The 21359-nt window shown below is 68.8% G+C and carries 19 protein-coding genes and 1 pseudogene; 12 read left to right on the top strand and 8 right to left on the bottom strand.

Features of this window, described 5'->3' with window-relative positions:
- Positions 1-154: 154 nt before the first annotated feature.
- The 5 genes and pseudogenes from FHP29_RS23345 to FHP29_RS08190 all read right to left on the bottom strand — a co-directional run.
- Positions 155-1120: pseudogene (locus tag FHP29_RS23345) on the bottom strand (tyrosine-type recombinase/integrase); the annotation flags it as partial.
- 25 nt (positions 1121-1145) lie between these two features.
- Positions 1146-1409, bottom strand: coding sequence for a helix-turn-helix domain-containing protein (locus tag FHP29_RS08205; RefSeq protein WP_139622385.1), 264 nt, complete (start codon positions 1407-1409; stop codon positions 1146-1148).
- 9 nt (positions 1410-1418) lie between these two features.
- Positions 1419-1634 carry a helix-turn-helix domain-containing protein gene (locus FHP29_RS08200; protein WP_139622384.1) on the bottom strand — a complete coding sequence of 72 codons (216 nt, stop codon included), beginning with the start codon at positions 1632-1634 and terminating at the stop codon, positions 1419-1421.
- Between the two features lie 262 nt (positions 1635-1896).
- On the bottom strand, positions 1897-4581 hold the full coding sequence (gene mobF / locus FHP29_RS08195) for a MobF family relaxase (protein WP_139622383.1): 2685 nt from the start codon (positions 4579-4581) through the stop codon (positions 1897-1899).
- A gap of 484 nt (positions 4582-5065) precedes the next feature.
- Positions 5066-5668: a TetR/AcrR family transcriptional regulator gene (locus FHP29_RS08190; protein WP_139622382.1), complete on the bottom strand. Its 603-nt coding sequence runs from the start codon at positions 5666-5668 to the stop codon at positions 5066-5068.
- An 83-nt stretch (positions 5669-5751) separates the two neighbouring features.
- Between FHP29_RS08190 and FHP29_RS08185 the strand changes: the two genes are divergently transcribed.
- Positions 5752-7116, top strand: a complete 1365-nt coding sequence (locus FHP29_RS08185; RefSeq protein ID WP_275669437.1) for a flavin monoamine oxidase family protein — start codon at positions 5752-5754, stop codon at positions 7114-7116.
- A gap of 68 nt (positions 7117-7184) precedes the next feature.
- Here FHP29_RS08185 and FHP29_RS08180 read toward each other — a convergent pair whose 3' ends face one another.
- Positions 7185-7802, bottom strand: a complete 618-nt coding sequence (locus FHP29_RS08180; RefSeq protein WP_139622380.1) for an MBL fold metallo-hydrolase — start codon at positions 7800-7802, stop codon at positions 7185-7187.
- A 202-nt stretch (positions 7803-8004) separates the two neighbouring features.
- Here FHP29_RS08180 and FHP29_RS08175 point away from each other — a divergent pair, with 202 nt between their 5' ends.
- Both FHP29_RS08175 and FHP29_RS08170 read left to right on the top strand, forming a co-directional pair.
- On the top strand, positions 8005-8727 hold the full coding sequence (locus FHP29_RS08175) for a FadR/GntR family transcriptional regulator (RefSeq protein WP_158296520.1): 723 nt from the start codon (positions 8005-8007) through the stop codon (positions 8725-8727).
- 106 nt (positions 8728-8833) lie between these two features.
- On the top strand, positions 8834-9610 hold the full coding sequence (locus FHP29_RS08170) for an MBL fold metallo-hydrolase (RefSeq protein WP_158296519.1): 777 nt from the start codon (positions 8834-8836) through the stop codon (positions 9608-9610).
- Positions 9611-9631: 21 nt separating this feature from the next.
- Here the strand turns inward: FHP29_RS08170 and FHP29_RS08165 are convergent, their stop codons facing one another.
- Positions 9632-10882, bottom strand: a complete 1251-nt coding sequence (locus FHP29_RS08165; protein ID WP_139622377.1) for a PucR family transcriptional regulator — start codon at positions 10880-10882, stop codon at positions 9632-9634.
- 162 nt (positions 10883-11044) lie between these two features.
- On the opposite strand from FHP29_RS08165, the gene FHP29_RS08160 reads away from it, so the two are divergent.
- From FHP29_RS08160 to FHP29_RS08120, 9 genes are all read left to right on the top strand, one after another.
- The gene (locus FHP29_RS08160) at positions 11045-11896 is read left to right on the top strand and encodes an enoyl-CoA hydratase/isomerase family protein (protein WP_139622376.1); all 852 of its coding nucleotides are present in this window, start codon (positions 11045-11047) and stop codon (positions 11894-11896) included.
- Between the two features lie 26 nt (positions 11897-11922).
- Complete coding sequence (locus tag FHP29_RS08155; protein ID WP_205013957.1) at positions 11923-13119, top strand: MFS transporter; 1197 nt, start codon at positions 11923-11925, stop codon at positions 13117-13119.
- A 168-nt stretch (positions 13120-13287) separates the two neighbouring features.
- Positions 13288-14568 (top strand): crotonyl-CoA carboxylase/reductase, encoded by a 1281-nt coding sequence (gene ccrA, locus FHP29_RS08150; protein ID WP_205013955.1) that lies wholly within the window; start codon positions 13288-13290, stop codon positions 14566-14568.
- Positions 14569-14712: 144 nt separating this feature from the next.
- A complete protein-coding gene (locus FHP29_RS08145; RefSeq protein WP_139622374.1) occupies positions 14713-15897 on the top strand; it encodes a mandelate racemase/muconate lactonizing enzyme family protein in 1185 nt (394 codons plus the stop codon).
- Between the two features lie 45 nt (positions 15898-15942).
- The gene (locus FHP29_RS08140; RefSeq protein ID WP_139622373.1) at positions 15943-16884 is read left to right on the top strand and encodes a ketopantoate reductase family protein; all 942 of its coding nucleotides are present in this window, start codon (positions 15943-15945) and stop codon (positions 16882-16884) included.
- A gap of 82 nt (positions 16885-16966) precedes the next feature.
- On the top strand, positions 16967-18022 hold the full coding sequence (locus tag FHP29_RS08135; RefSeq protein WP_139622372.1) for an ABC transporter substrate-binding protein: 1056 nt from the start codon (positions 16967-16969) through the stop codon (positions 18020-18022).
- Entirely contained in the window at positions 18019-18822 is an 804-nt protein-coding gene (locus FHP29_RS08130) for an ABC transporter permease (protein ID WP_139622371.1), read from the top strand. Before FHP29_RS08135 ends, FHP29_RS08130 begins: the two co-directional genes overlap by 4 nt.
- A 1-nt stretch (position 18823) precedes the next feature.
- Positions 18824-19597 (top strand): ABC transporter permease, encoded by a 774-nt coding sequence (locus tag FHP29_RS08125; RefSeq protein ID WP_139622370.1) that lies wholly within the window; start codon positions 18824-18826, stop codon positions 19595-19597.
- Between the two features lie 8 nt (positions 19598-19605).
- Positions 19606-20391 (top strand): ABC transporter ATP-binding protein, encoded by a 786-nt coding sequence (locus FHP29_RS08120; protein WP_139622369.1) that lies wholly within the window; start codon positions 19606-19608, stop codon positions 20389-20391.
- Here the strand turns inward: FHP29_RS08120 and FHP29_RS08115 are convergent.
- Positions 20363-21076, bottom strand: a complete 714-nt coding sequence (locus FHP29_RS08115) for a winged helix-turn-helix transcriptional regulator (RefSeq protein ID WP_139622368.1) — start codon at positions 21074-21076, stop codon at positions 20363-20365. The two genes, FHP29_RS08120 and FHP29_RS08115, sit on opposite strands and share 29 nt — an antisense overlap.
- Between the last annotated feature and the right edge of the window lie 283 nt (positions 21077-21359).

The raw sequence follows: 21359 nt of genomic DNA, 5'->3' as shown, positions 1-21359 counted from the left end.
CTGGGCCCTCAGACGCGCCTCCGGCGGGCGTCGCCAGCGCCTGCCGCATCAGGTCAGCGGCTGCCGCCCGGGTGCGGTCTTCGGCCGTCGGCCACAGGTGGCTGTAGGTGTTGAGCGTGGTGGTCGCGCTGGAGTGGCCGAGTGCCCGCTGCACCGTGACGACGTCACACCCGGCCGCGATCAGGCCGGAGGCGTAGAAGTGGCGCAGGTCGTGGAGCCGGATGCGGGCGAGGTGGGCGGCTGAGCGGGTGGCCCGCCACCGCCAGTGAATGGCGTTGTCGTACATCGGCTCGTCGCCGACGGTGAACAGCCAGTGCTCCGTGGTGCGCTCCCTGACGTGGTCGCGGACGTGACGGGCGAGGATGCCCACGAGTTGGTCGGGCAGGTAGACGGTTCGCTCCGAGCCGTACTTGGGAGCACGCAGGACGTACGTCGACCCCTCCCGCTGGAGCTGCCGGGTGACCGCGAGCTGCCCGCGCGCCAGGTCGAGATCGCCGAGCTGTACTGCGGCGGCCTCGGCCTTCCTCAGGCCGGCGAAGGCGCAGAGCGCGACGTAGGCGCGGAAGCCCTTGCGTGTCGAGACCCGCTCGCTGTCGGCGTGCTCGAGCAGACGTCCCACCTCCTCGGCCGTGGGGATCCTCATCGCGGCGTCTGCCCGGCGGCGTCGGGGCAGGACGACGCCTGTGCACGGGTCAGCGGTGATCACCCGCTCGGTGACCGCGGCCCGGAAGACCGAGCGGACGACGACGAACCGTGTCTTGATGGTCGTGGCCGCGAGACGACTGCTCTGGTCCTTCACCCACTCCTCGATGTGCGAGCGACGAATGCTTCGCATCGCCAGGTCGGCGAAGGGCACCGATCGGGTGGCGAGGTCGGCGTTGGTCCGGGTCGAGGACACCCAGAGTTGCCGGGCCGACCATCGTTCGTAGAACTCTTGGAACGTCACCTTTCCGGCGTCGGGATCGACGTAGGTCCCGGTGATGACGGTGGAGGCGATCTCGTTGAGCCAGCGCTGCGCGTCGATCTTGCGGTCGAAGTGGCGTGAGCGCTCGCGTCCTTGCTCGTCGCGGTAGCGGGCGCGCCAGCTCCCGTCGGGCCGTTTGGCGATGTTGCCGGCCATGGCTGCTCCCTTCTTGCTTCCAGTGTCAGTGGTCGCCGGCGGCGTGTCGCGAACTTGAGCCGGCCTGTGGAGAACCGGCGGGTGGGCGACCCTGCTCGGCTCGCCAGAGGACGAGGTCGGTGCGCCAGTAGCGGACGTGGCGTTGGATCTTGAAGCTGAACGGGCCGGTGCCGCAGTAGCGCCAGTAGCGCATGGTCGCGACGGGGACGCGGAGGAAGGCTGCGGCCTCATCGATGGTGAGCATCTCGTCGTCGGCGTGGTCGTCGTGGTCGTGACGGGCTGTGGACATCGGGTGCTCCTAGCGGGCGGCGTTGACGGGGTTGGTGAAGCGCCGGACCTCGGCGACGGTGGTGTAGAGGCGGCCGGTGCCGTTGAAGCGCCAGAAGCGTGGGCCGACGCCGCGTCGGCGCCAGTCGCGGACGGTGCGTTGGGGGATGTGGATGAGGGCGCAGAACTCCTCGAAGGTGAGCAGCGCGCTGTCGTTCCACTCGGTGGGGATGTCGATCGGGTTCATCAGGTGGTCCCTTCGGTGTCGTGGATAGTCACCTAGGTCCGGAGAGGCACTGGGAGCGATCAGTTCCTGACGAGTGATCTCGACGGGTGCGATCCCGGACGGGCCGATGATGACGACGCAGGTACCCCCCTTTTGCGCCTCGAGGAGGGGGATACCTGGGGGGAACCTGGTGTTTGCGCAGGTCAGCAGGTTCCCCTAAGTCGTTTTGCGGATGGTCTTGACGCGGTGCCGGTGACGGTGCCGGTGACGGGTGCGGGGAGGTTCAGAAGCCGATGGTCGGGCTGGGGGGAACCTGCCGGACGGGTAGGGGAAGCTGATACTCGGGTCGCCTTGGGCGTGGGGTGGGGCCGTAGCGGTCGATGTCGTCCAGGGCACGTTCGCGCGCACGGGCGGGGCCGAGATCGGCCCGGTCACGGGCAAACGTCGTGAGCCACTGCTGACGGGCGTCCTCGACGCTGTCGGCGACGAGATGGGCGGTGTTGGAGTGCCGGCCGCGGGTCATGGCGACGTAGGTCGCGGCGGCGCCGGTGGTCTCGTTGAGGGCGAAGTGGGCGTGGTCGACGGTGTCGCCCTGGGCGCCGTGGACCGTGGTGGCGTAGGCGAGCTCGACATGGGCCTGTGCGTAGTCGCGGGGGAGGGCTCGGGTGCCTCGGTCGCCTCGGATCTGGAGGGTGCCATGGTGATCGGTTCCGGTAATGGTCCAGCGGTCGCGGTTGGCGACGTCGAGGTCGCGGTCGTTGCGTCGGGTGGTGACCTGATCGCCGATCCAGAGTGGTTCGCCGGACCGGGTGCGACCGACCGGAGCGTCGCTGGTGTCGGCACCGTGGCCGGAGCGGTGGTCGGCGTGGCGGCGGTCGCGGATGCCGGCGTTGAGGTCGGCGACCTGGTCCCGGGTGTCGCTGATGACGGTGTCACCGTCGGCCCCGGCCCCGATGAGGGCGGCGGTGCGTTCGACGTCGCTACGGTGGATGACGATGGCGCCGCGGTCGAGGAGCTCGTCGAAGACGTGCACCGGGCGGTTGCCTGTGCGCATCAGCAGGGACAGCTCGGCGTAGGCCGGATCGGTGAACCGGTGGACCGTGTCGAGCGCGACCTGGGCATGGGCGGGTGCCCAACGGGTGGCGTGGTCGAGAACACCGCCGCGGCCGACGGCGGGTAGCTGGTGGCGGTCACCCATGAGAGCGAGCCGGGCGCCGGTCTCGTCGGCGATGGTGAACAGTGCGTGGGCGGTGTCCTGGTCGAGCATCCCGGCCTCGTCGACGAGCAGCAGGTCGCCGGGCGTCAGTCGTGCTCGTGGGTCGAGGAGATGTCGGCCGGCACGGGCGTCGAATGGTTCGCGTGTCCAGCGGCCATCGGCGTCCCACCGGTAGCCGTACTGATGGGCCAGCCAAGCTGCGGACGACGCCGGGGTGCCGACCTCGGCCTCGGCGACTCGCGCGGCGCGCAGGGTCGGCGTCACCACCATCATCCGGCGCTCCTCCATCCCGAGGACTGCAGCGGTCGCCGCAAGTGTGGTGGTCTTGCCCGCGCCGGCGGCGCCCTCGACGACTACCAACGGGCTGCGACCAACGAGCGTCGCGACCACCTGCCGCTGACCGGCGTCGAGGCGCCGCCGGGCGACGACGGGACCGATCCGGACCGGTCGCGTCGCCGACGGATCCTGACCGCCTTGGTCAGCGCGCCGCGCGATGAGGCCGATCAGGTCCGTCTCGACCGCGAGCACCCGCTCGGAGGTCAGCGAGCGGATGTGATCGGGAACGTCTTCACGGTCCACCAGCCGAAGACAGGCGCCGACGGTTCGGGCGGTGAGGTCTTCGACCAGCTCGCGTCGCACGACCGGTTCTACGACGACGCCGGCGGTCGCGACGATCCGTTCGACCTCGCCGCGGACGTCCGCGCTGTTCCACGACGAGCGACGTGACCCGAGCCGGGTGAGCACCAGATCGGTGACGCCGTCGCGATCGATCCCTCCGACCGAGGCAGTCGACAACCTTGCGGCAACGATGGGCGGTCGGAACCCGAGGTCGTGGAGCTCCTCGCGCCACCGGGCGACCAGCTCGGAGCCGTCGGTCGGGACCACCTTGTCCGGCCGCGCCTCGGCCCACGCCCGCCGGTCCCAGGCCCGCCGCAGCCCGGTGCCGGGCTCTTGGCCGGGGTGCTCGGCGCGCCACTGGGCCTCGTACCGGTCGACGTGCCGGCCGATCTGCGCCGCGCGGTGGCTGAACTCGCCGGCGAACGGAGCCAGTTCCGCGATCTCGCCGGAGTCGGGGGCGAGCGTGTACCCGTAGGCAGCAAGAACCTGACGGAACTCGAGGTCGCACATGACAGCGGCGTGACCGATGCCGTTGATGGCCTCGATCGAGTCCACGACCCCGACCGAGTGCAGACCTCGCCACCGTCCTTGGGCGAACACTCGGGCGTTGATCTGGAGGTGCAGATGGCGGTGCGGGTCGCCAGCGCGGGAGGTGTAGTGCCGCACGACCGCGGCCTCGAGCTTCTCGACGGGGACCTGGACCTGCAGTCCGCGTGGTCCGATCCGGGTCGTCGAGTGTTCCGCCAGCCAGCCGATGATCTCGACCGCTGCCCGCTCTTGCACGGCGTCGTACACGTCACCGATCTCAGGGTGCAGCGACGCGGCCAGCGACCACGTCTTCGGACCATTGACAACGACTTCGACGAACCGCAGCCCCTTCTCGTCCGTGCGCAGCCGGCCCTTCGGATGCCGGTTGGTGTCGTAGCCCGCGACCCATGCCTCGTACCCGTCCCCGTCGAGGTCGCCGGTCGCGGCGACGGTCGTGCCACCGTCAGGAATTCGCGTCGCGACGAAGCGCTGCGCCACCCCGGAACCCTCAGTCAGGTAGTAGTCATCGGCCCGCGAGCGGTCTGCCTCCACGTAGGTCCGGGCTGCCTTCGCGCAGCCGCGGTAGAACTTCACCCCACCGTGCATGGCCCGAGTCACCGCCCGTCACAACTCGTCAATCACGCCAGAAATGACGCACGGCCCGTCCCAAGGGGACGGACCGAACTACGAACCTTCGTAGCATGCGTGCCGCTCGGTGGGGAGGTTGTGAAGGGCGTTGCCGGAAGTGGTGGGTGAACTCGTCAATGGACGTCATGAGGGGCGAGACGACAACGATCCGAAGCGTGCTGGTGCGATCGTGCTGGCGGCTCCGAGGTCTTACGACGAGACTCGGGATCTAGAACCTGCTCGACTTCCAACGCCAGGGCCATGGCTTACGTAAGTCGGGCCGCCGTCCTCCCGGACAGCGGCGACTGCCAGGAGCGAAACGAACGCACCGAGCTGAACGTCTCTTCGAGTGTGCGTGCTCAGGCGCGGGGCATGTGCACGTCAGCGCCTTGGGACGTGTCGGGCAGCCGAGATGCCGGGCATCGCGACGACCGCGGCAGGTCAGATCTCGGTTCGCAGTTTGTCAGCCGCCTGCTTGCGGGGCTGCAAGGGAGTGCAACATCTTGAGAAGTCGTTCCAAGTCGATCATCGCGCGGTCGTGGGCGGGGTCGGCGAGGTACTGGAGAATGAGACCGTCGGTGCCCGCCACGGAGAGCCGGGCCAACTCATCGAAGGCGATGGCGCAAACCTCGCCTGCGGCGGTCGCTGCTTGCTCAAACAGCTCGCTCGCGACCGACACGTATGACTCGTACTGCAGGCGAGCCAGGGCGCTCTCTGAACGCACGGAGTAGGTCGTGAGCTCGTACTGCACGATCTGACCGCTCGTATCCGACTCCACCAGGTGGCGCCAGTAGTTCATCATCGATTGGCGCAGTGCGTGCTCGAGGCCGCGATCGAGATCCACGTCCGTGCGCAGCACGGCCGCAAGATCGCGGATCACGGTGTCGATCACGGACCGCAGGAGCAGCTCCTTCGTCGGAAACACGTAGTGCAACGTTCCCAGAGGGACGCCCGCTTCGGTCGCAACGGCGCGAAGGGTCAGACCCGCGACGCCGGTCGCTCTCAGGACCCGGAGGGTCGCGGCGACGATCTGCTCCTCGCGCTCGGCTGCTCTGACGTAGGCCACGGGACTCCTTCTCTTTTCGAATGCCGGAGAACTCTTGCACGGACAACGTGATCCTCCTAACGTAAGTCGGACAACCGACCGAAATTGAGGACAAGATGGATTGCGACGTCGTAGTGGTAGGTGCTGGGCTGGCAGGGCTGACGGCCGCACGGGACCTCCTGGCAGCAGGCCAGAGGGTGATCGTGCTGGAGGCGAGAGACCGCGTCGCCGGACGTAACCTGGGCGGCCATCTCAAGAACGGCGTCGCCGTCGAGATGGGCGGGCAGTGGATCGCTGAGGGCCACACCGAGGTGCTCGGGCTGGTCGGCGAGCTCGGCCTAAAGACCTTCGCGTCGTACGACGACGGCGTTCCGATCACCCTCTTCCGCGGTCAGGTCACCCGGGCCACCGACCTGAGTCAGCTTGGCCTCACGCCCACGGCCGCCCCGGAGGTCGACCGGATGGCCGGACTGCTCGCGGAGCTGGCGGAGACCGTCTCGCTCTCAGCCCCGTGGCTCACCGAGGAGGCGGCCACGCTGGACGCCACCACCTTCGCGGAGTGGGTCCGCTCGAACACCACCGAGCCTGAGGCGGTGGCGCACTGGCAGGCGCTGGTGCGTGGTGTCTTCGCCGCAGAGCCGGCGGAGCTCTCCCTCCTCCACTTCCTGTTCTACGTCAAGTCGAACACCAGCCTGGAGGTCCTCATCAGTACGACGGGCGGCGCGCAGGAGCAGCGTGTCGTCGGCGGCACTCACCAGATCTCCGAACGCCTGGCCGAAGGTCTGGGCGACGTGGTTCGACTCGGCAGGCGCGTCACCCGGATCGTGCAGACCGACAACGGCGTCCACGTGCATGCAGACGGTGCAGAGGTGACTGCTCGAAGGGTGATCGTGACGGTTCCGCCGGCTCTGGCCGGGCGGATTGACTACGAGCCCGCCCTGCCGGCGCAGCGCGACGCGCTGACCCAGCAGATGCCGATGGGCTCGGTCATCAAGACGCAGATCGCCTACCCGAAGCCCTTCTGGCGTGAGGCGGGCCTGAACGGCCTCGCCAGCAACTTCGACGACGGCGGGCTCAGCGTCACTCTCGACAACTCGCCGCATGACGGCTCCTGTGGGGTGATCGTCGGCTTCTTCGAGGGGGCAGAGGCGCGCGCGGTCGCCGACCTGACGCCGGAGCAGCGCAAGGACTTGGCTATCGAGTCGCTCGTCACATTCTTCGGCCCGGAGGCGGCAGACCCCATCGACTACGTCGAGCAGGACTGGATGGCCGAGGAGTTCACCCGGGGCTGCTACGGGGGACGCCTCGGGGCCGGCGCGTGGACCAGTTTCGGCGAAGCCCTGGCCAAGCCGGTGGGCCGGATCCATTGGGCCGGCGCCGAGTCTGCCGAGGTTTGGAACGGCTACATGGAGGGCGCCGTCCGCTCCGGACGGCGCGCGGCGGCCGAGGTACTCGCAGCTCTCGGCTGACTCCCGCTGGTCGCAACGACGCCCGGTCGCTCCCCGAGGGGAGCCGACCGGGCGTCGTCGCCATGAGCTCAGCGAGGCGTGCTGCTGGTGGGCTCAAACGCCGGGCCGTGGCCGGGCACGATGAGGATCGGGTCCAGGCCCAGGATCCGCTCGCGGTGGAGGTGGAGAAGGTCCGCGTTAACCGCGAACGGATCCTCCTCGGGAACCGTGGCGGTCCACCACAGGTGGGTGAAGACGACAGGGCCGTCCTTGGTGAGGACGAGCGTGGTGATGTCCTGCTCGGTGTGGCCAGGGGTCTGGATGAGCTTGACGCCCGGCGCGACCTCGGCGCCGTCCGCCATCCGGCTGTGCCACTGGTCGTCCTTGTAGATGCCCCACACGTCGTGGGTGCGCGCGTTCTCGAACATGGCGATGTTCAGGGCGTGGTCGGGGTGGTGGTGGCTGATGACCACGTCGGTCACCTCCGCCGCGGAGAATCCCCGCTCGGTGAGCGGGCCGAGGACGGCCGAGCGGCTCCGGATCAGGCCGGGATCGTGGATGATCCGCTGGTCGCCGCTGCGGACGAAGGAGACCGTCGCCGCGACGCTGCCGGTCTCGCCCAGGCCGCCGAGCGGCCAGGGTGCGTAGCCGTCGCTCAGGACCCCCCAGTCGTCGACCGCGGTGTCGGGGAGGGTGATGTCGTCCATGGGAACTCCTTCGAAGGGCAGGCCGGCGCACCGTCCGGCATGGATGCCTGCATTCAACGGCGCCGTCGTCCGCGCGGAAAGTTCTAGACTTGGACCATCGCACGGCGCCCGACGGGGGAGCCAGCGATCCCTGGGGGCGGCGGAGGTCGTACTCTCCTGTCGGACAACGGACATGCGCGGTCGCCCGAGGAGCAGACACAACGTGGTACGCCCGATCGAGAAGATCAATCGCGACAGCGTCGCGCAGCAGGTGTTCAGCGATCTCATGTCGCGCATCCTGGCCGGCGAGTTCGAGCCCGGGGTGAGGCTGCCGGCCGAGCATGCACTGTCGGAGAGCTACGGCGTCAGCCGCGCGTCCGTTCGGGCCGCACTGCAGAAGCTCGCGACGCTCGGTCTGGTCGAGAGCCGGGTCGGCGAGGGCACCTTCGTGCGCGACAGCTCGCTCGAGTCGCTCTCCCGAGAGGTCAGCCCCCTGGTCGCGCGCGACTCCATGACTCCGCATGTCACCGAGTTCCGGGAGCTGATCGAGAGGGCGTCGACGTCGTTGGCGGTCGAGCGGGCGAGTGACGCGGAGCTCGACCGCTTCGTCGAGCTCGCCGACAGTCTGCTGGCTCGCGCGGGCGAGCACGATCTCGGGACCTATCTCGACGACGACTACGAGTTCCACCTGGCGCTGTGCAAGCTCAGTCACAACCCGCTCTACGAGTGGATGTACGGCAGCATCCGCGACCTGTTCAAGCTGCGCATCCGCTCGAATCTCGACAAGACGGCCGAGGCCTACCCGGACGCGCTCAAGGCGAGCGCCCAGACCCATCAGCTCTTCGCGCAGGCGCTTCGACGTCGTGACGAGGCGGGCGCCCTCGCGCTGATCCACTCGATCGTCAATCTGCCCCCGTCGCTCGTGGAGCCGGGCGCCGACCGGTAGCGCCTGCGCTGGACAAGACCGGTGCGGCCATGGTTCGGTGAGTCGTAGGCTGTCCGACAACTGACAGATCCCCTCATCGATGGAACCCCGGACCGGAGGAACAACCGTGCACCTGACCTACACCCTGGTCGGCGGAGCGACCAATGTCATCGACTACGCCGGACTGCGCATCCTCGTCGACCCGACCTTCGACGCGCCGAAGACCTACCACCACGACGGCGTCGAACTGGTCAGGACGACGACGCCGGCGATCGCGGCGAGCGACATCGGCGCCGTCGACCTGGTGCTGATCACCCACGACCATCACATCGACCACCTCGACGCGGCGGGCCGCGCCGTCGCGCTCGCCGTCGCGACCGTCGTCACCACCACGGACGGTGCCGGACGACTCGGCGGTGAGGTCAACGGGCTCGCCGAGTTCGAGTCGATGCAGGTCCCGCTCCCCGGCGGTGGCGCGATGACGATCACCGGCCTCCCCGCGCAGCATGGTCCCGAGCCCCTGTGCCAGGTGATGGGACAGGTCCTCGGCTTCCTGCTCGAGGCGCCCGGTGCTCCGACCGTCTATCTCACCGGTGACAACTACTCACTCGACGTCTCCAAGGAGGTCGCGGCGCGCATCGCTCCGGTCGACGTCGTGGTGATGTACGGCGGTGGCGCCTGCTTCGACGGGGTGAACGACGGGGAGATGATCACGATGCCGAACGACGGCATGGTCGAGGTCGCCCGACTCGTCGAGGCGAAGCGGATCGTCCCGTGCCACACCGAGGGCTGGCGGCACTTCACCGAGGGTGCCGACTCGATGCAGGCGGCCTTCGAGGCGGCCGGTCTCGGCGATCGCTTCCTGCCGGTACGCCCGGGCGAGACGATCTCCGTGACCGTCTGATCAGCGGGTGGTCGCGCCCCCTCAGGCGTCGAGCAGCCGCAGGGCCAACGCCAGCGTCACCATTCCGCTCGAGTGGGTCGGGTCGTACCCGGTGAGCATCGCGATCCGCCGCAACCGGTAGGCGACGGTGTTCGGGTTGACGTGGAGGTCCTTGGCCGTGCGCGTCATGTTGAGGTCGTTGGTCACGTAGGCGCGCAGCGTCGGCACCAGGTCCGCGGAGTGCCGCTCGTCGTAGGCCACCAACGGCCGCATCGCCTCCTCGAGCAGCTCCTCGGCGTACTCGCTGTGGACCAGGATCCGGTCGAGGATCACCTCGGAGAAGAGGACGGCCCGGCCGCGCCGGTGCTGTGCGGCGGCGACCGCGGCAGCGTCCTGGGCCTCGCGGAACGAGCGGGGGATGCCGTCCAGGCCCTGGTGGGGGCGTCCGACGCAGACCCTCCAGAGCGGGTTGCGCGCAGCCAGCTCGTGAGCCGCGGCGACCAGGCGATCGCCCTCCATCCGGTTGGCCAGCCGGACCAGGCACAGCACGTCGCTGTCGCGTACGCCGAGCAGCATCTTCACCTCGGCGGCGAGGAGGTCCCGGCAGGCCTGCAGCACATCGAGGGACTCCGCCCGCAGCCGTTCCGGCGCGACATCGGTGAGCCGGACGAGCATCACGACGACCTCGCTCTCCCCCGAGAGGTGCAGCCGGGCGAGCTCGACCCGGGCCCGGTCGGAGAGGGCCTTGCCCAGCAGCAGGCTCTCGAGGACGTCGCTGCGCAGCACGTCGCGTCCGCGGAAGGCGCCGGCCGACTCCTCCACGTAGACCTGCGCCAACGTGATCGAGAGCAGGTCGACGTAGGCGAAGATCGGTGTGACCAGCTCGAGCGCGCCCTGCTGCAGGGCAGGGTCCGCCTCGGCCTCCGTGAGCACCGCCTGCCAGACCTTCGCACCCCAGATCCGATAGCTGTGGAGCAGTGCCGGCAGGCTCACCTCCTGGTGGACCCGTCGGGACGCGCTGCGCCGGATGGCCTCCACGTTCGCGCGCATCGCGGTGTCCTCCTCCAAGAGGCCCTCGAGGAGATCGCTGATCGTGAGCAGGGCCGTCGCCAGGATGTCGTCGGAGACCGTCAGCCGTCCGAGGCCGCTGTAGTCGACCACCTCGTGCCGGACGGCGGCCACGATCGCCCGCGCCAACTCCTCGCGGCGCAGCAGCAGGCGCTCCACCAGTCGACGCGCGTCAGGGGACAGCTCGGTCGCGGGCAGCGGAATCGCGGCGTGGCCCTCATCCATGAGCGGACGCCCCTTCGGCTCGGCGGGAGTTCAGGAAGTACGCAAGGGATGGCATCGGAAGTTGTCGGACTTGCGCTAGCAGGCGCCAACGGCAAGTAGGCACGATCACGTGCCGACAGTACCGAGCGGCATCGGCCGCGCTGCAACTGGAGAGACACGAACATGACAACCGTAGAACCGGTCACCGTCCCCAGGGTCGACGCTCACGACGACGGGCCGGTTCGCGTGCTCACCCTCTGCAACGAGCCCAAGCGCAACGCCTTCAGCGGAGACATGGCCGCCCGCCTCAAGGAGCTGATGCACGAGGCGGACGCCGATCCTGCGGTGCGGTGCATCGTGGTGACCGGTGCCGGGACCTCCTCGTTCTCCGCCGGTCACGATCTCCGCGAGGTGCTCGAGGATCCCGAGACCGCGGGCGACCCGGTCGCCAACGCTGCGTTCACCACTCCACCCGAGCTCGGCACGCCCGTCATCGGCGCGATCAACGGCAATGCGTACGCCGCCGGGTTCATCCTCGCCTTGAACTGCGATTTGCGGATCGCCGGTCGCAATGCCCGCTTCTGTGCGGTCGGCGCCAAGATCGGACTGGTGCCGGTCGGCGGCCAGCTGAGCCGGATCCTCGACGTCCTCACCTATCCGACGGCGTTCAAGCTCCTCGCGACGGGAGTGCCGATGGACGCCGACGAGGCACTCGCCTGCCAGTTCGTCGCCGCGGTCTGCGATCCGGCCGACACGGTCGACCGCGCCGTCGAGCTGGGCAAGCAGATCGCGTCGGCGTCCCCGGCGGTCGTGCGCGCCGTGAAGACCGGGCTGCGGGTGACCCGGAGTCAAGGTCTCGACGTCGGCATGGCTCTCGAGCCGGCGCTCGCCGCGGCGATCCGACCGCTCGCCGACGGCCAGGAGGGAGTGGCGGCCTTCCTGGAGAAGCGCCCCGCGACCTACCCGGACCATCCGCGAGACCTCCAGGACCGCCTGGACGCCGTCGTCGCGGCTCACCTCTCCGGGCAGAGCTGAGGATGTCCCGAGCCCCCGGGATCTCCATGCGACCGGTCGTGGCCGTGGGCCTGATCGCGGCCAGCACCCTGCTCTCGATGAGCGCCTGGTTCTCGGCGACCTTCGTGGTGCCTCAGCTCCGGGTCGAGTGGGGACTCGGGGCCGCGGAGACGTCCGCGTTGACGATCGCCGTCCAGCTCGGCTTCGTGGTCGGAGCTCTGCTCTCCGCAGCGACCGGCCTCGTCGACGCCGTGCCCGGACGGATGCTCATGTGCATCGGTGGACTGGGGGCCGCGGCATGCAATGCGGGACTGCTCCTCTGTGACGGCGTCGGATCAGCCCTCCCGTTGCGGATCCTGACCGGGATCTTCCTCGCCGGCGTCTATCCCCCTGCGCTCAAGGAGGTCTCGACGTGGTACCTGCGCAGCCGCGGCAAGGCCCTCGGCGTCATGATCGGTGCGCTCACCATCGGCTCGGCACTCCCGCACCTCGTCGGCGCCGTCGGCGGCGTGGACTGGCGCGTGGTCATCGCGACCACGAGCCTGCTCTCGGCAGCCGGTGGCCTCGTCGTCTGCGTCGTCCGGGGTGAGGGCGCGCACCCGTTCCCTCGACGTCCGGTCAGCCTCGCGGCCGGATTCCGGTCGATGCGCAACCGGGACGTGGTGCTGGCCAACCTCGGCTACGTCGGGCACATGTGGGAGCTCTACGCGATGTGGGCCGGTGTAGGCGTATTCATCGCCGCGCTGCCGTCCGTCGCCCAGCGTCCGGACGGCGACAGTCTCGCCGCGCTGCTCGCGTTCGTGTGTATCGGGACCGGAGCCGCTGGCTGTCTCCTGGGCGGCGTGCTGGGGGACCGATGGGGTCGTCCTCGCGCGGCGCTGACCGCGCTGATCTGCTCGGGAGGCACGGCGCTGGTGCTCGCCACGACGTACGACGTGTTGCCGCTGACCGTCACCGTCCTGCTCTGCGCGTTCTGGGGGTTCTGGGTGATCGCCGACTCGGCCCAGTTCTCCGCCATGGTCACCGAGACAGCGGACCCCGACTACGTCGGCGGGGCGCTGTCCCTCCAACTGGCCTTCGGCTATGTCACCACGATGGTGTCGCTGTGGCTCGTCCCGCAGTTGGTCGAGCACTTCTCTTGGCGCGCCGCGCTGGTCGCGCTGGCGATCGGTCCCGCCGTGGGGATCCTCGCGATGCTCGCCGCCGATCGACGCCGGGCTCGTTCCCGCGTACTGGCGGTCTGAGGCCGGCGGTTCAGGAACACCCCAACCAGTCTCGCGATAAGTCCTCTCTCTTCCCATAGAGGTCACCGCATCGACCTCGGCACTCTCTGTGGACGACCGCAGCCCCGTGCCGGGCCGCGGTCCCCGCCTCCTGCGCGACGCGCGCAGGAACTGAGAGGAGAGGTTCGAATGATGGTTGGCGACGAGGAGCGCGTCTCCGTGGTCACTCCGGGTGCCGCGCCGGTCGAGATCGGCTCCCTTCCGCCGCTGGGCGTCGTACCGGAGCGCATGCACGCGCAGGTCGTGCGGCAGGACCGCTTCGGCGATCCCGCGACGGCGTTCGTCCCGGAGATGGTGCCCACGCCCCGGATCGGCCCGGACGAGGTGCTGGTCGCCGTGATGGCGGCCGGCGTGAACTACAACAACGTCTGGGCGGCGCGCGGCTATCCCGTGGACCAGGTCGCGACCCGCCAGAAGCGCGGCGAGCCGGAGGACTTCCATGTCGGCGGCTCCGACGCGTCGGGCATCGTGTACGCCGTCGGGGCGGACGTCACCGACTGGCAGGTCGGCGACGAGGTCGTCGTGCACCCGGGTGTGTGGGACCGGGACGATCCTTGGATCGCCGCCGGCAAGGACCAGATGATCGCGCCCAGCGCCCGCATCTGGGGCTATGACACGAACTACGGGTCCTTCGGCCAGTTCGCCCGGGCGCAGTCCCATCAGCTGATGCCCAAGGCCGAGCACCTCTCCTGGGCCGAGGCGGCGGCTCCCACGCTCGTCGGTACGACGGCCTACCGCATGCTCCACGGCTGGCAGGGCAACACCGTGCAGGACGGTGACCTGGTCCTCGTCTGGGGCGGCTCCGGCGGACTCGGCACCCAGGCCTGCCAGCTCGTTCAGGCGGCCGGTGGCCGGGCGGTCGCCGTCGTGTCCGGTGACGATCGCGGCGAGTACGCGATGAAGCATGGCGCGATCGGCTACCTCGACCGCCGCAAGTACGACCACTGGGGCATCCCTCCGCTCGTCGACGACGCGGCCGGCCAGAAGGCCTGGACGGCCGGCGTCCGCGCGTTCGGCAAGGATCTGTGGGCGGTCGCCGGGGGACGGGAGGACCCCGCCATCGTCTTCGAGCACCCCGGGGCTGCGACGATCCCGACGTCGATCTTCCTCTGTGAGCCTGGCGGCATGGTGGTCATCTGCGCCGGCACCACGGGCTTCGACGCCATGGTCGACCTGCGCTACCACTGGACGCGCCAGAAGCGACTCCAGGGCTCGCACGGCACGAACGACGCGCAAGCCTACGCCTATAACGAGCTGGTGCGGGCGGGGAGCGTCGATCCGGTCGTCGGACGCGTCCTCCCGTTCACCGACATCCCTCGTTCGCACGCGCAGATGGGCCGCGGCGAGGAGGTCTTCGGCAACACCGTCCACCTTCTGGGTGCCGCGGACCCGACGGCCGGGCGCCGCTAGCCGGGACCGGACGGGTCTGCGTTGGAGCAGCACCTCAGGCAGGCCCGTCCGGAGGCGGATCCAGCGTCGGATCTCGGCTGTGACCGTTGACACAGGCTGAATGTAGGTCATAGGTTGTCAGTTGTCCGACAGGTAAGGGAGACCATGCGCATCACTGCTGTGAAGATCGTTCGACTGGACACCGGCGCCGGCGAGTTCGGGATCGCCTGGAGTCCGACCGTGTTGCGCGTCGAGACCGACGAGGGCATCCATGGGGTGGGCGAGATCGGCCTGCCGATGGGCAACGCCGCGCACGGCCAGGTCGGCCTGGCCCGCGACTTCTGTGCCCTCGTCCTCGGGATGGATCCGTTCGACACGACCGCCGTGTGGGAGAGGCTCTATCGGTCCACCTTCTGGGGAATGGGCGGTGGCACCCTCATCTTCGCCGTGATGAGCGCGATCGACATCGCGCTGTGGGACATCAAGGGCAAGGCACTCGACGTACCGGTCCATCGCCTCCTCGGCGGGCAGACCAACACCCGCCTGCGCAGCTATGCCTCGCAGATCCAGTTCGACTGGTCGCCCCGCATGGGCGCGATGGTCAAGCCCGAGGAGTACGCCGAGGCCACCCGCAAGGCCCTCGCCGACGGCTTCGACTGCGTGAAGGTCAACCCGATCGGCTTCGACCTGGCCGGGACGTGGATGGGATGGAACACCCGGGGCGTCCTGACCGCCGAGCAGGTCCGCACGGCCGTCGACCGGATCGCGGCGGTGCGCGAGGCGGGCGGCGACGACCTCGACATCATCATCGAGCTGCACTGCCACACCGACGCCGGCACGGCGGTCCAGCTCGGCCGCGAGCTCGAGCGGTTCCGCATCCTCTACTACGAGGAGCCGACCGCGCCGCTCAACTGGAAGGCGATGGCCAAGGTCAAGCGCGAGCTGTCGATCCCGATCGCGACCGGCGAGCGGCTCTACACGGCGTTCGGATTCCGTCCCTTCATCGAGAACCAGGTCGTCGACATCGCTCAGCCCGATCTGGGCACGAGCGGCGGCTTCACCGAGACGAAGAAGATCGCCGACATGGCAGCCGTCTACGACATCGGCGTGCAACTGCACCTGATCGGCAGCCCGATCTCCACCGCGGCCGCCCTCCAGCTGGAGGCCGTGCTTGCGAACTTCGTCATCCATGAGCACAACAACACGAGTCTGATGCCGGACAACGTCGCGTCCTGCCTCTACGACTACCAGCCGGTCGACGGCTACTACGCCGTGCCGGATCTCCCGGGGATCGGTCAGGACCTCACCCCCGAGGCCTACGCGAAGTCGGAGACCCTCCTCGTCAACTGACCTGCGATCACAGCGAGACGCAGTCATCCCGAAAGGAAATGAGACGTGAAGTACCTGGTTGTTGGCGGTGGCGCCATGGGATCGGTGATTGCGGCCTACATGGCGCGTGCCGGCAAGGACGTCACTCTGCTCACCCGCGGCAAGCACCTGGAGACGATCCGCGCCAACGGTGCGCTCGAGGTCCACTACGCCCCCGACGACAAGACCGACCGGGTCCCCGTCGCCGTGGCCAGCGAGGAGGAGTACGACGAGAAGCCGGACGTCGTGATCATCGCGACCAAGGCCTACTCCCTGGAGTCGATCTACCCGCTCCTGGACCGGATCTCAACCCCGGAGACCGTGATCCTGCCCTTGATGAACGCACTGACGATCGGCAACGAGATCGCTGACGCGATGACGCAGCCGGCCACGGTCGCCCAGGGCGTCGCATACGTCGCGTGCGAGCTCGTCGCGCCGGGCAGGTGCAAGCACAAGGAGGCGTTCTTCCGCATCGTCCTCGGTGCTCGTCCCGGGGGTCCTGCGATCGAGCTGGCGCCGGCGATCCGACAGGACCTGGAGGATATGGGGGCCACGGCGGAGATCGCCGAGGACATGCTGCAGGCAGCCCTGTTGAAGTTCGCACGGGTCTCGGTCGGGTCGGCCGGCATGGTCTACTTCCGAGCCAGCAACGCCGAGATCCTCGACGACCCGGTCAAGTTCGAGTTCAGCCAGACGCTCACCCGCGAGATCATCGCCGTGGCCGAGGCGGCCGGCTGCCCGTTCCCGGCCGACTTCGACGTCCTCGCGGAGAATCTGAAGCTCGCGCGAAGCATCGACCCGAACTACAAGACCTCGCTCATGTACGACTTCCTCGCGGGCAAGCCGACCGAGTGGCGCACGATGTTCCTCGAGCCCTACCGGCTCGGCCGCAGCCTGGGCGTGCCGATGACGAACTACGGCAAGGTCGTCGAGGTCTTCGATCCGACCGCCACCTCGGCCGACGCGTGAGCTCCAAGAGGACGAGCCGGCACGACCATCTCGGGATCCATCCCTTCCCTCCCCGGATCTCCCCCTGCTTGAGGAGCCTCGCATGAACTTGAAGCTGACATCCGCCCTCCTTGCGTCCTGCCTCGCCGCCGCTGCCCTCAGCGGATGCGGCGGCGGGAGTGGGTCGAGCGGCGGCACCGCGTCGTCGACGTACGACTGCAGCAAGCCGGACGCCGACTCGACGACCAAGGTCAGTGTCGCCGGGCTGCCGATCCTGACCAACGGCGCCCTTTATGCCGGCCTGGACCAGGGCTTCTTCGAGAAGCACGGACTCGATCCCGAGATCGAGCTGGTCCCCAACGCCCAGGGTGCGATCGCCTCGCTCGTGGGCGGCAATGTCGACTTCGCCTTCGTCGCGACGGCGAGCATGCTCAGCGCGATCGACCAGGGCCAGGCGATCCGTGGGGTGGCTCAGTTCGCGGGCATCGAGCCGGGTTACTACGAGAAGATGCAGGCCGGCGAGGAGGGCTACACGACCGGCATCAACGGCCTGCTGGTGCACGACGACAGCGGCATCGATTCTCCGAAGGATCTCGAGGGCAAGACCGTCGCCGTCCAGGACCCGGCGTTCACCAAGCTCATGGTCCAGTGGGTCATCAAGCACGACGGCGGCGACCCCGACAAGGTCAACTATGTGCTGATGCCAGCGGTCGACGCCTACCCCGCGCTCCAGGCGGGCAAGGTGGACGCGGCCTACAGCTTCGAGCCGCTGATGTCCGGCTTCGAGAAGAAGGGCCTGCGCAACCTCTCCTGGCTGGAGGTCGACGTCTTCCACGACGGCGCGATGTCCTACATGGCGGCGAGCAACAAGTTCATCGACGCGAAGCCCGACGTCGTGGCCCGCTTCGCCTGCGCCATCGCCGAGTCCGATCGCTACGCCAACGAGCACCCGGACGAGGTCCGTATGGCGATCGCCCGCGAGCAGGGCGTGGACCCGGCGACGTACGCAGCGCAGAAGGTGTCGTGGTTCTTCGAGAAGCCGGACTTCCAGAGCCTCGACCGGGTCCAGGACGTCATGCTCGAGTTCGGCCAGCTCAAGAAGAAGCGCACGGCCGAGGACCTGATGGCCGCGCCCGTCCTCGAAGGACAGGCTGGATGAGCGAGGCGACGAGCACGCTGCTGTGGCGCCCGACCGGTGGCGTCAAGCTCCGCCAGGTCGGGCTGGCAGCCGCCGGGTTCGTCGTCTGGCTCGGGCTCTGGCAGTGGATGACGACGACCGGACCGATGGCCGACACCGACGGGCTGCCCACGGCGTCCCGGACGCTCTCCTCGACGCTCGAGCTCGCCGGCAGCTCGCAGCTGTGGTCCAGCCTCGGTACGACGCTGTGGCTGGTCGCGATCGCGCTCGCCTTCGCCGTGGTTGCCGGCATCGCGGCGGGCGTGGCCATGGGATTCTCGCCGGTCGTGAGCGCCCTGCTGGACCCGATCTCGCAGGTCCTTCGTCCGATCCCGGCCGTGGTCTGGCTGCCCCTGCTGCTGATGGTGCTGGGACCGGCCCCGGAGCTCGGCATCGCGATGGGCTTCCTGGGTGGCGTCTGGGCGGTGCTCGTGCAGGCACAGGTCGGTGTGCGTGACATCGACCCGGTGATTCTGGAGACCAGCCGGGCGATGTGCCTGCCCCGGCGGCTGACCCTGTCGACGATCGTGCTGCCGAGCGCCGTGCCCTACTTCGCGACCGGGATCCGCATCTCGGCCGCCTTCATCCTGATGCTCGTCATCGGTGCCGGCATCCTCGGCGGAGCACCCGGCCTCGGCCAGCTGATCCTGGTCGCCCAGCAGACCGGCGATCCGGCCCGTGTCTTCGGTCTCGTGCTGTGGTCCGGCCTCCTCGGGCTGACCTTCAACTCGATCCTCACCGCCGGTGAGGCACTCCTGCGCCAGCACCGAGGGGGTCGGTGAGATGTCCCTCCGCTCCCGCGTCGCACTGGGCCTGGTGGTTCCGGTTGCGATCGTCGTGTCCTACGCCCTGTGGTCGGCGAACGCGGCCAGCCCGTACTTCCCCCCTCTGGACGTCATCCTGACGCGCTTCCGTGAGCTGTGGCTGTTCGACCTCGTTTCCAGCGACGTCCTGCCGAGCCTGAAGAATCTCGGCCTGGGCCTCCTCCTGGCTGTCATCGCTGGCATTCCCTGCGGAGCGATCCTCGGCAGGATCCGATGGATGGGGGAGATGTTCGGCCCGCTCCTCGACTTCTGGCGATCGGTTCCTCCGATCATGCTGATCCCACCGCTGGTGCTGATCTTGGGGATCGAGGACTCCGCCAAGGTGACGATCATCGCGGTGGGCAGCTTCTTCCCGGTCTGCGTCGCCACCGCCGACGGCATGAGACAGGCCGACCCGACCCTCGTCGACGCGGCCCGAGCGATGAGGCTCGGACCGCTCAAGACCATGGTCGACATCTATCTGCGCGCGGGCTCTCCCGCGATCCTCGGCGGGATCCAGATCGGACTGCAGGCCGCCTTCGTCCTCATGGTCGCCAGTGAGATGCTCGCCGCCTACCGTGGCATCGGGTATCTAACGATGCAGGCGCAGGTCACCTTCGACTCGGTGACGATGTGGGCCGGCACCCTGCTGCTCGCCCTTCTCGGCTTCACAGCGAACGCCGTGTTCGTGGCCATTCGTAACCGTGTTCTCTCCTGGCACACCGGCATGCGCGTCTCGCGCGCCTCTTCCTAAGGAACCCCATGTCAGACACCTCCCAGCCTCGGCTCGCGCTGACCGACCTCTCGAAGACGTACGACGGGTCGACGCCCGTCCTGGACGGGATCAGCCTCACCGTCGGCGCAGGCGAGTTCTTCTCGATCGTCGGACCCTCGGGCGCCGGCAAGACCACCCTGCTGCGTTGCCTGACCGGGCTGATGCGCCCCACCGATGGCCAGGTGACCCTCGACGGCATTCCGCTCTCGGAGCCGAGCCCGAAGATGTCCCTGGTGTTCCAGGAGTACACCCGCTCGCTGATGCCGTGGGCCTCGATCGGGAAGAACGTCGCGCTCCCTCTGCGTGCGCGCGGCGTCCCCCGCGCCGAGCGCACGAGCCGCGTCGCGAAGGTGCTGGCCGAGGTCGGCCTGTCAGGAGTCGAGGCCAAGTACCCATGGCAGCTCTCGGGCGGCATGCAGCAGCGCGTGGCGATCGCGCGGGCCCTGGTGACCGAGCCGGAGGTCCTCGTCATGGACGAGCCCTTCGCCTCGGTGGACGCGCAGACCCGGATGGACCTTGAGGACCTCACCCGCCGTCTCCAGCAGGACCACCGGATGACGATCGTCCTGGTTACCCACGACATCGACGAAGCGGTCTATCTCTCCGACCAGATCGCCGTGCTGTCGAAGAACCCGGCGCGCCTGGTCGAGGTCGTCGACGTCCCGCTCGGCGCGGAGCGCGACCAGATCCACACCCGTGAGATGAGCACGTTCGCCGATCTGCGCGGTCGGATCCTCCGCACCATCAGGGACGTGCAGACCCAGCCCGTGTGATCGGCCCCGCGAGGGCGGGCCGGTTCGGGAACCAGTCGGGGAAAGCCCTGATGTTCGCCGTGGGACCCTCGAAGACGATGTCGCGTCGCGAGATCGCCTCAGCACAGGTGATGTGGCCCCAGTGCAGAGCGTTCAACGTCGCGGGCGTGGCCCTGACCACCAGATCGGGGGTCTCCTCGGCGCGGCCCAGCCGACCGCGGACCACCCCTCTGCTGGCGCGGAGGTAGGCCGCGCCCTTGGCCGTGTCGGCGAGGAAGAGCTGGATGATCATGCGATCGCGCGGCAGGGCGGCGACCTCGATGTTCTCCGTCATCGCATCCACGACATCTGCGGCGCCCTGTGCGTCGTCGCCGCGGAAGCGCGCGTCCCAGGTGGTCGCCCACTCTCCGAGGGCTTGCAGGGATGGAGCCAGGCCCGCACCGATCTCGGTCAGCGCGTAGTGCTGCTTGCGTCGGCGGTCCTCATCGGTCGAGTTGCGTCGTTCGACGATGCCGTGGCGCTCGAGATAGCGCAGGCGACTCGAGAGGAGACTCCTCGACAGGCCGGGCAGCGCTTCGGCGATCTCGGTGAACCGGCTGTTGCCGGCACACATCTCGCGCACGATGAGGAGCGACCATCGGTCACCGAGCAGGCGGACCGCGGTGGAGACCTCGTCGTACCCCACGACGTCGGTCACTGGAGACATCTTCCCGCACCTCCGCTCGGGCGCCCGAGCGCACAGCCGCTGTCGGTGCTCGGACGCACCGCGCTCACTATCACCGCGACGCTACGCAGACGACGAGCCCGAGCGCGACGGTCAACCCGACAAGATCAGGTGTCAGATCTGCGAGGATCCGCAATCCTCGGGAGAACCGCGAAGAATCGCGGAAAAGTCTGGAGCATTCCCATAGCGCACCCTATTCTGAGGGCGCACTATCAGTTTTGACCGTGGCACGGGTCACGGGATGCGGCCACGCGCTGTCGGCACT

This window comes from Nocardioides albidus (genome assembly GCF_006335005.1).
Classification (GTDB): Bacteria; Actinomycetota; Actinomycetes; order Propionibacteriales; family Nocardioidaceae; genus Nocardioides; species Nocardioides albidus.
This window is presented reverse-complemented; position numbering and strand designations above follow the sequence as displayed.

Excerpts from the sequence above, each read along its gene's own strand:
- FHP29_RS08205 (WP_139622385.1), bottom strand. The coding sequence starts at position 1,409 with ATGTCCACAGCCCGTCACGACCACGACGACCACGCCGACGACGAGATG.
- FHP29_RS08200 (WP_139622384.1), bottom strand. The coding sequence starts at position 1,634 with ATGAACCCGATCGACATCCCCACCGAGTGGAACGACAGCGCGCTGCTC.
- mobF (WP_139622383.1), bottom strand. The coding sequence starts at position 4,581 with ATGCACGGTGGGGTGAAGTTCTACCGCGGCTGCGCGAAGGCAGCCCGG.
- FHP29_RS08180 (WP_139622380.1), bottom strand. The coding sequence starts at position 7,802 with ATGGACGACATCACCCTCCCCGACACCGCGGTCGACGACTGGGGGGTC.
- FHP29_RS08165 (WP_139622377.1), bottom strand. The coding sequence starts at position 10,882 with ATGGATGAGGGCCACGCCGCGATTCCGCTGCCCGCGACCGAGCTGTCC.
- FHP29_RS08160 (WP_139622376.1), top strand. The coding sequence starts at position 11,045 with ATGACAACCGTAGAACCGGTCACCGTCCCCAGGGTCGACGCTCACGAC.
- FHP29_RS08155 (WP_205013957.1), top strand. The coding sequence starts at position 11,923 with ATGCGACCGGTCGTGGCCGTGGGCCTGATCGCGGCCAGCACCCTGCTC.
- ccrA (WP_205013955.1), top strand. The coding sequence starts at position 13,288 with ATGATGGTTGGCGACGAGGAGCGCGTCTCCGTGGTCACTCCGGGTGCC.
- FHP29_RS08145 (WP_139622374.1), top strand. The coding sequence starts at position 14,713 with ATGCGCATCACTGCTGTGAAGATCGTTCGACTGGACACCGGCGCCGGC.
- FHP29_RS08135 (WP_139622372.1), top strand. The coding sequence starts at position 16,967 with ATGAACTTGAAGCTGACATCCGCCCTCCTTGCGTCCTGCCTCGCCGCC.
- FHP29_RS08130 (WP_139622371.1), top strand. The coding sequence starts at position 18,019 with ATGAGCGAGGCGACGAGCACGCTGCTGTGGCGCCCGACCGGTGGCGTC.
- FHP29_RS08125 (WP_139622370.1), top strand. The coding sequence starts at position 18,824 with ATGTCCCTCCGCTCCCGCGTCGCACTGGGCCTGGTGGTTCCGGTTGCG.
- FHP29_RS08120 (WP_139622369.1), top strand. The coding sequence starts at position 19,606 with ATGTCAGACACCTCCCAGCCTCGGCTCGCGCTGACCGACCTCTCGAAG.
- FHP29_RS08115 (WP_139622368.1), bottom strand. The coding sequence starts at position 21,076 with ATGTCTCCAGTGACCGACGTCGTGGGGTACGACGAGGTCTCCACCGCG.